This is a genomic window from Cetobacterium sp. NK01 (assembly GCF_024506395.1).
GTDB classification, from domain to species: Bacteria; Fusobacteriota; Fusobacteriia; order Fusobacteriales; family Fusobacteriaceae; genus Cetobacterium_A; species Cetobacterium_A somerae_A.
In genome coordinates this window covers 1,388,920-1,404,567 of record NZ_JANIBO010000001.1, presented here as the reverse complement: position 1 = coordinate 1,404,567, position 15,648 = coordinate 1,388,920, and the positions used below count along the sequence as shown (strand labels likewise).

General features: G+C 27.1%; 9 protein-coding genes. 1 reads left to right on the top strand and 8 read right to left on the bottom strand.

What is annotated here, in order from left to right; genetic code table 11:
* Positions 1-4 precede the first annotated feature (4 nt).
* Positions 5-3,331 carry a GEVED domain-containing protein gene (locus NON08_RS06830; RefSeq protein ID WP_256690706.1) on the bottom strand — a complete coding sequence of 1,109 codons (3,327 nt, stop codon included), beginning with the start codon at positions 3,329-3,331 and terminating at the stop codon, positions 5-7.
* Positions 3,332-3,345: 14 nt separating this feature from the next.
* Complete coding sequence (locus tag NON08_RS06825) at positions 3,346-6,900, bottom strand: hypothetical protein (RefSeq protein ID WP_256690705.1); 3,555 nt, start codon at positions 6,898-6,900, stop codon at positions 3,346-3,348.
* Between the two features lie 316 nt (positions 6,901-7,216).
* Between NON08_RS06825 and NON08_RS06820 the strand changes: the two genes are divergently transcribed.
* A complete protein-coding gene (locus tag NON08_RS06820) occupies positions 7,217-8,614 on the top strand; it encodes a hypothetical protein (RefSeq protein ID WP_256690703.1) in 1,398 nt (465 codons plus the stop codon).
* A 41-nt stretch (positions 8,615-8,655) separates the two neighbouring features.
* On the opposite strand, the gene NON08_RS06815 is transcribed toward NON08_RS06820, so the two are convergent.
* From NON08_RS06815 to NON08_RS06790, 6 genes are all read right to left on the bottom strand, one after another.
* Positions 8,656-9,981 (bottom strand): HTH domain-containing protein, encoded by a 1,326-nt coding sequence (locus tag NON08_RS06815; RefSeq protein WP_256690702.1) that lies wholly within the window; start codon positions 9,979-9,981, stop codon positions 8,656-8,658.
* A 140-nt stretch (positions 9,982-10,121) separates the two neighbouring features.
* A complete protein-coding gene (locus tag NON08_RS06810; RefSeq protein WP_256690700.1) occupies positions 10,122-10,634 on the bottom strand; it encodes a TlpA disulfide reductase family protein in 513 nt (170 codons plus the stop codon).
* On the bottom strand, positions 10,618-13,236 hold the full coding sequence (locus tag NON08_RS06805; RefSeq protein WP_256690699.1) for a hypothetical protein: 2,619 nt from the start codon (positions 13,234-13,236) through the stop codon (positions 10,618-10,620). The genes NON08_RS06810 and NON08_RS06805 overlap by 17 nt, the downstream gene beginning before the upstream one ends.
* 21 nt (positions 13,237-13,257) lie before the next feature.
* Positions 13,258-14,094 carry a hypothetical protein gene (locus NON08_RS06800; RefSeq protein ID WP_256690698.1) on the bottom strand — a complete coding sequence of 279 codons (837 nt, stop codon included), beginning with the start codon at positions 14,092-14,094 and terminating at the stop codon, positions 13,258-13,260.
* 58 nt (positions 14,095-14,152) lie between these two features.
* Entirely contained in the window at positions 14,153-14,680 is a 528-nt protein-coding gene (locus NON08_RS06795; protein ID WP_256690697.1) for a hypothetical protein, read from the bottom strand.
* Between the two features lie 53 nt (positions 14,681-14,733).
* The gene (locus tag NON08_RS06790; RefSeq protein WP_256690696.1) at positions 14,734-15,501 is read right to left on the bottom strand and encodes a DUF916 domain-containing protein; all 768 of its coding nucleotides are present in this window, start codon (positions 15,499-15,501) and stop codon (positions 14,734-14,736) included.
* Between the last annotated feature and the right edge of the window lie 147 nt (positions 15,502-15,648).

The following is a 15,648-nucleotide window of genomic DNA, read 5'->3' as shown; positions in this document are numbered from 1 at the left end:
ACATTTACAGTATATATAATGTTACTGTATAGTTTACTAAAGTTGCATCAGTTGTTGAGATTTTTCCAACTTTTGAGATTGTTCCTTTATTTACTTTTGCTAGCTCTACCGTTGATTCTGCTTTCTCATCCTTGTTATCTATCAATATACTAACCGTATTTGTTATGTTTGGATTTGTTGGAGTATACTTCGAACTATCTATCTTTACATCATAGCTTAATGTCACTATTTCACCTGCTACTATTGATGCTGGTAAACCATTAAATGATATTACTCCTGATGCATATGCATATGTTCCTGTTTTATCATTGGTATCTATTGATGAATCATATCTATAACTTCCTGATGTTGATACTATATATTCTCTATCTTCAGTCAATATTGTATCTTTTAATGTATTTAATGGTATCAATACATTTCCAGTATTTTTTAATGTTACTGTATAGTTTACTAAAGTTGCATCAGTTGTTGAGATTTTTCCAACTTTTGAGATTGTTCCTTTATTTACTTTTGCTAGCTCTACCGTTGATTCTGCTTTCTCATCCTTGTTATCTATCAATATACTAACCGTATTTGTTATGTTTGGATTTGTTGGAGTATACTTCGAACTATCTATCTTTACATCATAGCTTAATGTCACTATTTCACCTGCTGCTATTGATGCTGGTAAACCATTAAATGATATTACTCCTGATGCATATGTATATGTTCCTGTTTTATCATTGGTATCTATTGATGAATCATATCTATAACTTCCTGATGTTGATACTATATATTCTCTATCTTCAGTCAATATTGTATCTTTTAATGTATTTAATGGTATCAATACATTTCCAGTATTTTTTAATGTTACTGTATAGTTTACTAAAGTTGCATCAGTTGTTGAGATTTTTCCAACTTTTGAGATTGTTCCTTTATTTACTTTTGCTAGCTCTACCGTTGATTCTGCTTTCTCATCCTTGTTATCTATCAATATACTAACCGTATTTGTTATGTTTGGATTTGTTGGAGTATACTTCGAACTATCTATCTTTACATCATAGCTTAATGTCACTATTTCACCTGCTACTATTGATGCTGGTAAACCATTAAATGATATTACTCCTGATGCGTATGCATATGTTCCTGTTTTATCATTGGTATCTATTGATGAATCATATCTATAACTTCCTGATGTTGATACTATATATTCTCTATCTTCAGTCAATATTGTATCTTTTAATGTATTTAATGGTATCAATACATTTCCAGTATTTTTTAATGTTACTGTATAGTTTACTAAAGTTGCATCAGTTGTTGAGATTTTTCCAACTTTTGAGATTGTTCCTTTATTTACTTTTGCTAGCTCTACCGTTGATTCTGCTTTCTCATCCTTGTTATCTATCAATATACTAACCGTATTTGTTATGTTTGGATTTGTTGGAGTATACTTCGAACTATCTATCTTTACATCATAGCTTAATGTCACTATTTCACCTGCTGCTATTGATGCTGGTAAACCATTAAATGATATTACTCCTGATGCGTATGCATATGTTCCTGTTTTATCATTGGTATCTATTGATGAATCATATCTATAACTTCCTGATGTTGATACTATATATTCTCTATCTTCAGTCAATATTGTATCTTTTAATGTATTTAATGGTATCAATACATTTCCAGTATTTTTTAATGTTACTGTATAGTTTACTAAAGTTGCATCAGTTGTTGAGATTTTTCCAACTTTTGAGATTGTTCCTTTATTTACTTTTGCTAGCTCTACCGTTGATTCTGCTTTCTCATCCTTGTTATCTATCAATATACTAACCGTATTTGTTATGTTTGGATTTGTTGGAGTATACTTCGAACTATCTATCTTTACATCATAGCTTAATGTCACTATTTCACCTGCTACTATTGATGCTGGTAAACCATTAAATGATATTACTCCTGATGCATATGTATATGTTCCTGTTTTATCATTGGTATCTATTGATGAATCATATCTATAACTTCCTGATGTTGATACTATATATTCTCTATCTTCAGTCAATATTGTATCTTTTAATGTATTTAATGGTATCAATACATTTCCAGTATTTTTTAATGTTACTGTATAGTTTACTAAAGTTGCATCAGTTGTTGAGATTTTTCCAACTTTTGAGATTGTTCCTTTATTTACTTTTGCTAGCTCTACCGTTGATTCTGCTTTCTCATCCTTGTTATCTATCAATATACTAACCGTATTTGTTATGTTTGGATTTGTTGGAGTATACTTCGAACTATCTATCTTTACATCATAGCTTAATGTCACTATTTCACCTGCTGCTATTGATGCTGGTAAACCATTAAATGATATTACTCCTGATGCGTATGCATATGTTCCTGTTTTATCATTGGTATCTATTGATGAATCATATCTATAACTTCCTGATGTTGATACTATATATTCTCTATCTTCAGTCAATATTGTATCTTTTAATGTATTTAATGGTATCAATACATTTCCAGTATTTTTTAATGTTACTGTATAGTTTACTAAAGTTGCATCAGTTGTTGAGATTTTTCCTGTCTTTTCTATTTCTCCTTTTACCGTTTCTATTATTACTGCATAGTCTTCAACTTCTCCATCCTCTTCTGTTCCCCCTGCTTGATTTAAAACATCATTACTTTTTTTAGTACTCGCTATTCTCATTCTTAAGTATGTTCTTTCTTTATCTAATTTTGGTAAATAAAAATCTATATCTATTTCTCCTGAACTATCTATTTTTTGATCATAAATATATTCTCCATTATCAAACGTAGAATTTATATTACCATTGTTAGATCCATCAAGCCATATTTTTACTTTTGCTGGCGATTCTTTTCTTACACCTTTTACTTTAATTTTAATTATATTTTTCTTTTTATCTTGTTTAGAAGCTCCTTCTCTTAAATATATTGGGCCATTTGTATAAATAATTCCATTCACTGATATAATACCATCTTCATCATCACCACTAGAATTTCCTAAATAATAGTTACTTTGATTTTTATCATCTGCGTCTGCATTAATACCTAAAGGTATTATATCCTCTTCACTCTCATAATCAACTCTTTCTCCAAAATATGGACCTTCAAATACTTTTTTATGTCTTGCACCTGAAGTTCCTAATGTTTTGTAATCTCCATTTCCATTCCCATTTCCAGTATCTGGTGCATCTCCATAATCAAATAGTTCTTTTGAAGAACTTCGTTCAACCGATTTTCCATCTAATAGAGATTGCCCTGCTATCAACATTAAGCTATTTATAAAAAATACTAATATAAATATCAAATTTTTTATATGATCTTTATACTTTAACTTCATAATAACCTCCCTCTCTAGAATTTACCTATAATGTTAATAAACCAACCCTTAGCATTATAGTCTAAGTCACTTAAATCATCATCGAATTTAGTAAAGTTATATCCTACTCCAACTTTCAAATTCTGCTGCACTTCTTTATAAACTCCTAAAATTGCCCCGTGCTCGTACGAATCATCCTCTATCTCTCTTAGCAAGTGGTATTCTCCAAAAGCATACCAACTCTTAACAACTTCATAATTTAATCTAACTGCATATAGATCTAATTTTGAATTGAACCAATCTCCTTCTCCTCTACCTGCACGAAGTTCTTCTGTACGGAATGCATATTTTCCACCAATATCAAGTCTTTGAGTTAATTCATAAATTCCTTCTAAAGATATTATATGAGCTTTAGTATCATTTGTTGCATTAAATTGATTATTAATTCCTATATTTTGTACATACTCATACTTTCCTATAAGATTTAATCTATCATTCCAGATTGGTCTATATCCTAATCCTAAACCGGCTTCAACTGATCTATCATCTTTTTCTTCCTTAGCATCTCTATATAAATAGTTAAGTTCTCCAAATAGTGTGTATTCATCGTTTAATATTAACTTTCCTCTATTTATAGTAGCCCATCTATCAGCTGACATACCTGCTCCTCTATCTTTTCCAAATTCAAGTTTATTTCTAATCATAAAATCTCTTTTATAGTATCTGCTATAAACACTTACTGATGTTCTTGATAAATTTCCATCATAAGTATCTAAATCACCATCTTGAATTAATGCTCCAACTGTCATATCTTCAGAATATGTGTAATCCACACCATAAGATTGTAGAATACCCTTTCCAACATTGTCTTTTAAAAACTGATTCTCATGATACATAGATGTCTTTTCATCATACAAGAATTTTTGTCCCACTGTAAATGTATGTTCTTGTCCATAATTTGATCCAAAGTCATTATTATCATCTAATGCGTATCCCATATAAAGACTATGCTCAGGTGTGAAATCATATGTTCCTAATACTTCTACTCCATTACCTTTATTTCCTGTACTGCCTTCTGCATTTAGTCTAAATTTATCTGTTACTCTTAAATCCGTACCTAAGGTATAAATATTATTTGCTCCATAATTTTCATCCCAAATTGCAGTTTGTACTATTCCATATATTGTTCTGTTTGGTTGAAACTCATAATCTGCTCTAATTCCTGCTAAAAGGGCCTCTTCATTTGGATTACCTAGATTTTCAATTCCACTCTCTTTATTTTTTAAATACTCTAATTCAGCTGATAATTTTAATTTTTCTGTATATTGATATCCAATAGTTCCATTTATTCTATCTTCCTCTAGCGATATCGGATTTCCTGTATATAAATCTGAATCATTTTCTTTAAATTTATTTGCTCCAAATCCTATATCCCATTTATCATTTAATTGAAATTTACTTGTAAATCCGTAATCATCATGCTCACTACTATTTGAAAATCCAGCACTAGAAAATCCTTTATCTTTTCTGTTATACCAAAATGTTCCACTATCTCGACTATCAAATTTATCACTAAAATCTCTAAAAGCAATTTCTCCTGATATTGAATAAGCATCTCCTGATATACTATTAAAATATTTCATAGGATTAGCTATAATCTCTTCATATTTATCTCTATCTAAGAATGAATCATATCCACCATTAAAAGAGAAATTATTTACTAAAGCTTGAGTCCCTTTTGAATGAGCATATTCAACTCTCATAAAAGTATTATCTGTTTTTCTTAAAGTTACATCTACTCCTTGTAACTCATAGTCTTGTAACTCGTCTCCTCTTGCTTCTGATACTAATGTTCCTCCTATTGCAACATAATCTGTTACCCAAGATTTTCCTCTAATTCCATAAGTTGTTTTTGCAAAATCTGTGTCATTAGAATAAAATTCATAGTCTACAACTAAATTTACATTATCTCCATAATAAGGCTCATCTTTTATTATTCCACCATCTGTTGTTGCAATTATTGTTGGTAATGGATTTTTCAAAATAATTCTACCTTGAAGTTCATTAACATCATAATCTCTTCCATCTTGTAAAACTATCTCTCGTAAAATTCTACCTGTTCTTCCATCAGTTACTTGAATTTTTACTTTAGCACTTCCTGTTACTATATCTTGGAAACTTAAAAAATAAACACTTCCACCTGTCCCTCTAAATTCATCTCTAGTAAACAGTGTTTCTGGTTCACTTACAAAAATATTTGCTTGAGTTCTTGTATCTCCAAATTTTGTAGATTCATTACTATTGTATAATCCTTGGAGTCCATATAGACTTCTATCATAATCTGCATAATAGTTACCTGTAAAACCAGTATTAAAACTTCCCCATAATATACTTGATTTTTGTTTTTCTAATTTAACATAAAACTTACCTGCAGTATCAGTATCTCTATAGTATGTTGATTCATCTCCTAAATTAAATTCAATATCATCTCTTTCTAATTTTTCAAAAAGATCTCGGGGTCTTCTTTTTGAAAACCCTTTAAATAGATACTTTGTTTCTTGCTCCCATGTATCTGCCTGTGCAGTTAATCTATAATCATCCCAAACTTTTTTATAATAAAAGGCTAATCTACCTGAAGAAAATACATTATCATCATATTTATAATTATCTTGAAGTATCGCATCACTTCCAGAAACATAATTTCTTCCTACGAATATATCTGCTATACCAACTGCAAAATCATAAGATTTGGGTAAATCTATATACATTGGGTATTCATAATTATTTCCATCTTCATCTGTCATTAAAACAGGTAAATTTAAATCTCCTATCATATCTGTATAATATTCATATGCAAAATCACCTTTAGAATCTAAATTAATTTGATTATTATTAATTGATAATTTTTGAACTCCTTGAAGATCTTTACCATAAACTCTTACCTTAGAACCTTTAAGTTGAATATTTCTTATTACTGTATCATCATCTCCATACACTTTATTAGCTAAATCTACGTTCTTAGTTGCATTAATAGGAGTTGTAAATTCTAATGGATATATATCTGTTTGATCAAAACTTCCATCTTTATCATAAACTTTTAAAGTATAGTAATATTTATCGCCCTCTTTAATGCTATTTTTATTAAAATTAAATATTATTGGTTTATTTAAAAGTAGTTCTGTTCCTTCTATCTTTCCTATCGGATCAAGTCTATGTATATCTTCCTCTTCATAGATTAAAAGTTCCCATTTTTTTATTGTTTCTTGATAATTTGAGTATACATAAAATTCTATTACTTCTGTTTCTATATTTTGTTTTTTATTTGCTTCTATTGAAAGTTTGGGATCTGTAGGAATTGGATCTACTATAGAATATATATATCCTCCATTATTTTTTAATGTTATTCTTCCTGGTGTTACTAAATTTTGCTCTTTATAAGGTGCATCTAAATTGATTTGCAATTCACTGTCTGTTGTTATTTCTTTTAAAATAACTTGATTCTCCAATTTCTCATCAGTATAAGTGTTCCGTGTGACAACAAGAAATGCCGATAAAAATAGTAATTTTTTTAAATTTTTTTTATCCCTCATTCACTTCACCCCTTTTATATATTTTCTTTTAACGTTTTTTCTATCGTTTTCTTTTCATTCCTTTTTACCGAAAAAAAGTTTTAGAACAAAATAAAAAAAGTATTAAACGAACACTTTTATATACTTTTAAGTACTATATTTTTATTACTTATAAAATAAAATTATAAAAAATTCTTTTTTATATTAACTTACTTTTTTTAATTATTTTTTATTCTTTGTATTTTTTTACAACTATAAAAAAAGGAACAAAATAAAAAAACAGTAGATATTGTCACGTTATTTATTTTTATTTAATTTATAATTGGGGGGAAAACTTATGTATATTAACAGCAAACATCTTCAAATATTAAAATTTATAAAAAATAACCAAGTTTCTTCAATCAAAGAGATTAGTGATATTTTTCTACTTTCTAATCAACACACTAAAATACATCTCGAAGATATTTACTGCGAACTTTTTCTTGAATCGTCAGGAGATTTAAAAACAGAATCTATCATAAAAAAAATCAAAGACTTTCCTAACTCTAAAAATATTTTAAAAAATTCACAACAATTTACTAAAAATCAAAAAATATTTTATCTTATTTTTAGATTAGTTAAGGATCGGCAAATTAAACTTTCGCATATTTGCGAAGATTTAGAACTTACAAAGCGAAATTTAAATAACTACTATGAAGAAATATCTAAAATTATTGATCCATATAACTTGAAAATCAAGATAACTAATAAAGGATTAACTCTTTTAGGGTCTCCCTATGCTATAAATAAATTCACTTATCTTCTTATTTTTAAATTTTTTATAGAAAAAGACTTTTTACCAAAAAAATTAAGAGAGGAGTTAACAAGTTTTATAAAAATTAAAAATTTTTATAAAATTAGAAAAGATATAACAGCATTTATATCTCTATTAGATTGTCCTTTTTCAACTCATTCTGAAATAGCATTATTTTGTTTTTATATCTGTTTAAGAGCATCTAATCAAGAAAAAAAAATTGAAGATATATCTCTTCAAGAATCTTTAAAATATAAACCCAATTACTATAACACTGATTTTTTTTATGAAATTTTAACATTTTTAAAAAATAGTGTTTTCAAGGATATCTCTTCTACTTCTCTTAGCGGAATTTTCGATCTAATCGATATCTTTAAATATTTTAAAAGTCGTTTCAATAAATCTGTTCATAATAAAGCTGAAGAAATTCGTCCAATTTTTGCAAAATATATTGGAGATCACGTATATAAAGATCCTAATTTTTTTCATATAGTTAATCCGTGGATAAATTATAGTTATCTTAAAGATCTCTTTAATATTGAAGATTATTCTTTTTTAAACCTAAATTTAAATTATTTTGCTAATTCTAACATTGATGAAATGACAAAGGAGATAAATCTTATTATTCCTAAATTTACACTTTTTGAAAGTATTTTTATATGGTACAATTTTTCTAAAATTGAAACTAATAAAAATAAAAATATTTTTGTATTTAAATATCTTCCAAAATCCATTATTCCGACTCTTGTTGAAGAGATTTATAAAAAACATAATATTAAAATTTATGAATCAGTTGATATAAAAGATTTTAATCATTATAAAAAAAATAATACAATCAATAGTATTATTACAATAGAAAACATTAAAATTTACGAAAATAACATCCCTGTTAAAAACCTATTTTTTCCTATTCCTAACTATAAAAGAATGATACCAACATAAAAAAGGATTAAATCCTACAATTGGATTTAATCCTTTTAATATTACTTTATATTTTTTAAAATAAAAAATTTTAAATCTAAAAGATTTGATTCTAATGGAAATCTATTTATTCTATATACTGGTGTATCAAGTATATCATTTATATTTCCACTTGTTATTATTAAATCATAGTCTTTCTCACATCCAAATATCTCAAATATATGAGAGGATACTTTATCTACCTCTTGAAAATTAAACATGTTTTTTAATTTTCCTAATATAATATTTTTTACACTATCAATCTCATCTGAAACAAATAAAATTTTCATTTCTTGAAAAGATTTATAATTTTTTAATAATAAATTATTATATAGAATATAAAATACGCTCTGTGTATCCTTTTTTATAAGTTCTGTATGTTTTATCTTTTCACAAAACTCTTTATAAAAATTAGTTTCACATATTTTTTCTGGAATTGGAAGTCTCTCTCTAACATCGTTGATTTCTAAAAGAAGACTATTTAGAAGATCTTCTTCATCTTCTAATTTTAACTCTGCAATTACATCTTTTAATATGCTTTTTATCTCTATTATTTTATCTTTTTTATTATTTTTATCGTTATTTTCTCCAACTACTTTTTTTATAAACTCTTCTCCTAATTCACAAAGAATAAATTCAGTAATCTCATCTGTATTATACTTTTTTATGTTTTTATCTAATTTATGTCTTGTATTTACAGCTGCTAATTTACAAAACACTTTATTATAAGAGTTTCTACTATAGTTCTCTCCAAGAACCTCTTTAACTCTATTTCTTAAAACATCTGGTGCTATATCTCCAACTATTTTTCCAACAATATTTTTTATTAAGTTTGGAAGATTTATAAACTGTTTTTCCATTGTTTCAAATATCTCTTTTTCTAAAACTTCTGATATAATCTCTTCATTTCCTACAATCTTTATCCCTTTTGATGGAAGTTCTTTTATCTCTAAAGATTTTTTTAAAAACTCTTCTTTTATTACTATTAAATCCTTTTTTAGTGTTGTTCTAGATGTATTTAAATAATCTGCTTCTTTTGTTAGATTCACTATATATTTTGAAAAAAGTTTAAGCTTCAAATATCTTCTTCTATTTTCAGAAAACATTCCACTAAAATCATTGATTATTTTATTTATCTCATTATTTTTTAAATTTACAGTAAAAACACCTTTTTCACATTTTTTTATTGTATTTAGTTTATACATTTTTAAAATATAATTTATATTATCTATATCATATCTTATTGTTCTTGTGTGGACATTAAAATTCTCTGAAAGTTTTTTTAAAGTAAATTCATTTGTTTCATTTAAAACAGATAATATATTTATGCATCTTTCATTTATAACCATTTGATATCCTCCCCCAATAATAATTTATATAGATATTGTATCTTTTTTTTCAAAATGAGTCTTTATGAAAAAAAATTTATTTTTATTATATTTTTTTTCTCTATGAAAAATTTTTTTTTATATTTAAATTTTTTTTCACACTATTTGAAATATTTCATCTCTTTATATCCTGATTCTACATTTACATCTTCTAAAACTCCCTCTTCATTTATAAAAAATGTTGTTGGAATATTTACTACACCAAATTGATTATAAAGCTCTTTTCCCTCTGTATCATAGTATGCTGTAAATGTATATCCATTTTTCTTCATATACTCTTCTACTTTTTCTTTGTTATCGCTTTTGTATGGACCAAATACAATTATAAATTCAACATTACTATCCTTATACTTCTCTGCATATTCAGGACCTAATATCTCCTTTTCTTTTATACAATCTGGACACCATGTTGTTGTAAAATTTAAAAATACTTTCTTTCCTTTTAAATCATCTAAACTTATAGTTTTTGTTCCATCTAAAGATGTTACCTCAAAGTTATCAACTTTTTCACCTATTAAATATGTTAATTCCTCTTCTCTTGGATCTCTTTCATTGGAAAATACTATACTAAAAACCGCTAACATCATAACTATTATTTTAACTATTTTTTTCATTTTCTCCCTCCTGTGTATTTTCTTGAGTTAACTCTTCTGATTTTTCTTCTTCATCTAAAATTTCATCTTCAACTATCTCAATATTTTTTACTAAGAAATTATTATCTTCATAATAATCTCCTTCTCTACCAGTTTTTATCTTTATCTCTATTTTTTGCTTATCAAAGTCACCTTTATAACGCTTACTTGATGGTACTAATTCAACAACATAATCTCCTGGCAATATATCTTCAAAGAAATAATATCCATCTATTTCTGGTTGAGTTCTTTTTATCTCTTCATTGTCTTTTTTCAAGATTACATCTATTCCTGATAGTACTCCATTGTATCTTCTTTCTTCGATTTCTTTTCCACTCTCAATAAAACCAGATACCATAGAAACTGGTACTAAAGGTATATCTACTTTTACTCCAGAAGATATGCCACCTTTAAATCTAATCATCTCTTTGCCTTGAATTAGCATAGGATCAATAGTTTCTCTATTAACTTCTATTGTATGAATATCCCTATTACTTATATTTCCAACTATATATTTACCTTTTTGATCTACTAATCCATCTCCACCTGGAGTTACTACTTCTGCCCCTTCATATATTGCTTCTTTTCCATCCATTATCCCATTCCCATTTTCATCTACAAAAACTTTTCCTTCTACCCATCCATCTGTTACATTGTCATTGTTTATAGGCAGCAATGGATTTCCTAAATAAAAAGCTTTTTCTACTCTTCCTCCCACTCTAGTCTTCTTATCTTCCGTTTTTATATCAGGGAATTCAATATATATATTATTATCAAATATATATGTAAATCTCATTTCAAAAAATGTTCCTTTTTCTGTTGAATGTCCAACTTCAAAAGTTGTATCTATATTCTTAAAAAATCCCGTAGCAGTAGGTGTTCGAGCTACTCCTAATTTTATTTCATCATCTATTCTTTCGTTTTCTTCATAATTTATTTTTCCCTCTAATATAGCTACTATTCCATTTGATGCAGAATATGTCATCCTTGCTTCCACGCCATATCCCTCTAATTTTGTAACATCTTCATTTCTAATATTATTTCTATAATATTCATTAGTCAAACTTAACATAAGATTACTTGCTAATACATAATCTAGATTTAAATAAATCTCTTCATACTCGTCATCTATATACATATCTTTAGTATAACCTAAACTTCCACTTAAACGTTTGAATGTTTTATTAAGCTCTATATTATATGTTTTTTCTCTTCTTAACCTTTCAGCTGTTTTACTTCCATAGGTTTCATATCTTAATATTAAATTGGTTTCCCAAGGTAATTTTTGTTCAGCAAACCCTTTAAAATTTAATTCACTATCATTTAATTCCTCTAAAATTGTTCCTGAGATTAGTGTAGGATATTTTTCTAGTCCAAATCTATAAATCAACCCTCCCTCAAGAACATTATATTTTTCTGATTCATCATTTTCTAAAAATGAGGTTCCAATAGTACTAGTCAAATTTTTAGTTAATCCATAGGAATACTTACCTAAGTATTGTATTTTTTTGTCCTGTATTCCTTGTCCTCCTTGTAAAACAAAATCACTTTCACCTTTATTTAATATATTTTGATTTCCAAGTATATATATTTCTTTTGTTTCCTCTCTCCCATCTCTATAAAAAATCTTTACTGTATATCTATCTGCTGAAGAGACATTTCTTACATCAAATCTAAAATCATTTCCTGTCATAAGCTGAAAATCTGATAGAAATCCGTTTCTATATAACTCTACCAAGTTTGCATTATAAGCTTGACCTTCTATTATAGTACTATTGTCTATTCGTACTCCGTAATATTCATTTTTTGAAAAACTAACTCCTCTTAAACTTCTTTCAGCATCAAATATACTATCACTTTCTAAATAAAAATCTCCAAATGTTAAAAAATAATCTCCAAATATCTCGCTATATTGTAATCTTATGTATTCCAAACTACTTTCTGGATATATCTTTTGAGAAACTTGAAACTCTCCATATAAAAGCTCTGTTCCATAATCTATGTCAAAAGAGTAATCATTTTCTTGAAAATCATCATTGATGTAAACCAATTTTAATATTCCAGGACTTAAAACACTTTTTTTAGCTTTTATATAGTCATCATTTCCCAGTAATTCCTCTTCTCTTTTAGCTATAGCTAAAAGAGATCTTTGGGCATTTAATTCCTCCTCTTGTTCTTTTTGTGTTTTAAAATTTGGATTTAAATTTAAAATATACCTCTCTTCATCCCAAGTATAATCTTTTATATGAAAATACCTCTTTAAATCTTCTACTTTTAAAAAAATATCATCATCCATTTCTATAATAGACTCTTTAGAAATTCTAGTATCAATACTTATATTTCCATCTAATCTTCCTTTTATTCTTAATTTTTTTTTATCGAATTTTAAATCTGGAAATCTCATAAAGTCTATAAACTCTCCTATTCCTACATATACTTCTTGTTTTCCTTCATCTATCAATACTCTATAAAATTCATTTATTTGTCTTCCCATCTTTAATTCTATATATGCCTCTTCAGGCGCTGAAAATATAATTGTTTTAAATATAATAAATAAAACAATTATTTTTTTTTTTCTTTTCATTGTCCCTCCCCACCATCTAAATTATCTTCTAATTATTACTTTTTTATCAGAGCTCTTATTTTCAATCGAATAATCTAAATATTCATAGTAAGCTTTTAAAATTACACTCTCTTTATATTTTCCTGGAGATACATTTGGTGCTGTTGAATATACTCTTCCTTCAAGTTTAATTTTTTCTCTAGTATTTTCTTTTTTAGGAATAAATCCCACTATTTTTACGTGTTTTCCATTTTCTACTTTTTCTAAAACAAAGTCTCCTTTTTCTTTACTTTCAATTTTTACAATTAGTTGACCATTTGCCATACTTACTTCCTTAGGATACTGAAAATACATCTTTGTATTTCCCACATCTCTTTTATCTATATCTAAAGTTATATCAACTTGTGAGTCTCTTTTACTTTTAAAACCATTTTTTGGAATCTTTGAGGAAATAATACCAAAATCTATATCTCCTTTTACTTTCATATCTATACTTCCCAGTTTTCTAAATTCTACAGCTATATTTCCATATAGATTTTCTACTCTACCAATTTCATTTAAAAATTCTAATTTACCTACTAGAATTTTTTCTTCTATAGAATTAATTTTATCTTTATATATAAAATCTATTTTTAAACTATTAGTATTTATTTCATAGATATTATTTTCATTTTTATGTCCATTAACTCCTAACAATTCGATATCTTTAGATGGAATTAATTGTATTCTAGAATTTTTTTTCTTACTATTATTTTTAATATCAAGAGTTCCCTTATAACTTGACCCTCTTTTTTGTAAATTATATATTTGACCTACCATATCAAAAGAAAATAAATAATTACATAAGATTAAAAATATTAACATTAATTTTTTTCTCATCTTCACCACTCCTATATAAAAGGGCATAGTACTGAACTATGCCCTAAATATTTTATTCCTAGAATGAGTCATATTCAGCTATTAAAGTAGCTTTTGCTAAGTATTCTCCACCTGCTTTTAGTTTTACATTGTGATCTACAGGATTTAGTGTAGCTTTTACAATTCCATCTGCCTTTCCTTCATCATCTAAAATTTTATGTTTTGAATCTAAAGACATCTTTGCATAGAACCCTGCTCCATGATTTCCATCTTTTGTTTTTTTCTTAAACTCAACTTCTTCTTCTTTAAAACTAACTTTTACTTTTGCATTTTCTTCACCTTCTAAATTATAACTCGCTTCTCCTTTTATAGTTTTTGTTCCACACCATTTTCCTAAATTAATATTCTCTAAACATTTAATTTTTAATTGTGTAGGTATTTGTACTTTTATATACATATCCTCTTCCACTTTACATGCACTCGTATAGCAATCTGATGGATTCCCTCCACCGTTTCCTCCACCGTTTCCTCCACCGTGACTTAAATCTGTTTCTGCTAATGCTGCTACTGATCCTAAAATAAATAATGCTGATAATAATTTCTTCATACTTAATACCTCCACTGTTTATTTTTATATACTCAATTTAGTTGAGTTACAAGTTATAGTGGTAGTTCTTTACTACCTAGCTTTAATCCACTTTTATCTTTAAAATCAATTCTAACAAACTTAGCTCCTTTTGGAATATTTCCTAAAGATGTTTCTATTTTTGTATTTTGCTCTCTTGAAGTTATTCCTAACTTTATTTCCTCTTTTCCCAATACTTTTTTACTTGCATCAAGATATTCAAAATTCCCAACTACTGCAAACCCGCTGTTACCTTTTAAGTTAAAGTTCGCTACTAAATGTTTATTTCCGCTAGAATCGCTTTTTATTTGACTATTTGTAAGTTGACCTTGAACCTTTCTTTCTCCCTTTAAACCATAAGCTGCTAAATGTAGCTCAGTTAACATTTCAAACTTCACATCTATATCTTCGCCATTTTCCCCTTGAATTTTTTGCTTTATTTCTTGTGGTTTTGATCCTACCTCTTTAAAAACTAACTTTGTTTTATATTCTCCATCTGGTAAATCCTTATCTCCTCTTACAGCAAATCTTACACTTCGACTTCCATTTGGTTTAACTGTTATACTTCTAGGATATATCTTCATCATATCTTTCATATCATATTTTTCCCAACCTTGAGCAGGCTCAGCATTAATTTCTACTCTTACTGATTCTGGAGTATTATTAGTAACCATAATCTCATGAGTCTGATTTTTATCTAAAGATGTATAAAATCCTGTTGGAGCTATTCCTATATTAAATGCCATTATTTTTGTAAATAATGATAAATATGCAATTCCGTAAAATAAATTTCTTAGTTTCATAATCCCCTCCAAAATTTTTAATCATATGTTTTACTTTCATGCCCTTTTATTCGCCAAATTTTTTTTACTCTTTTTTTAACCTCCTTACACCCTTTTTCATTTTTCTTGAACTATTTTTCTTTTGAAAAATAATTTCCTATTTATTTA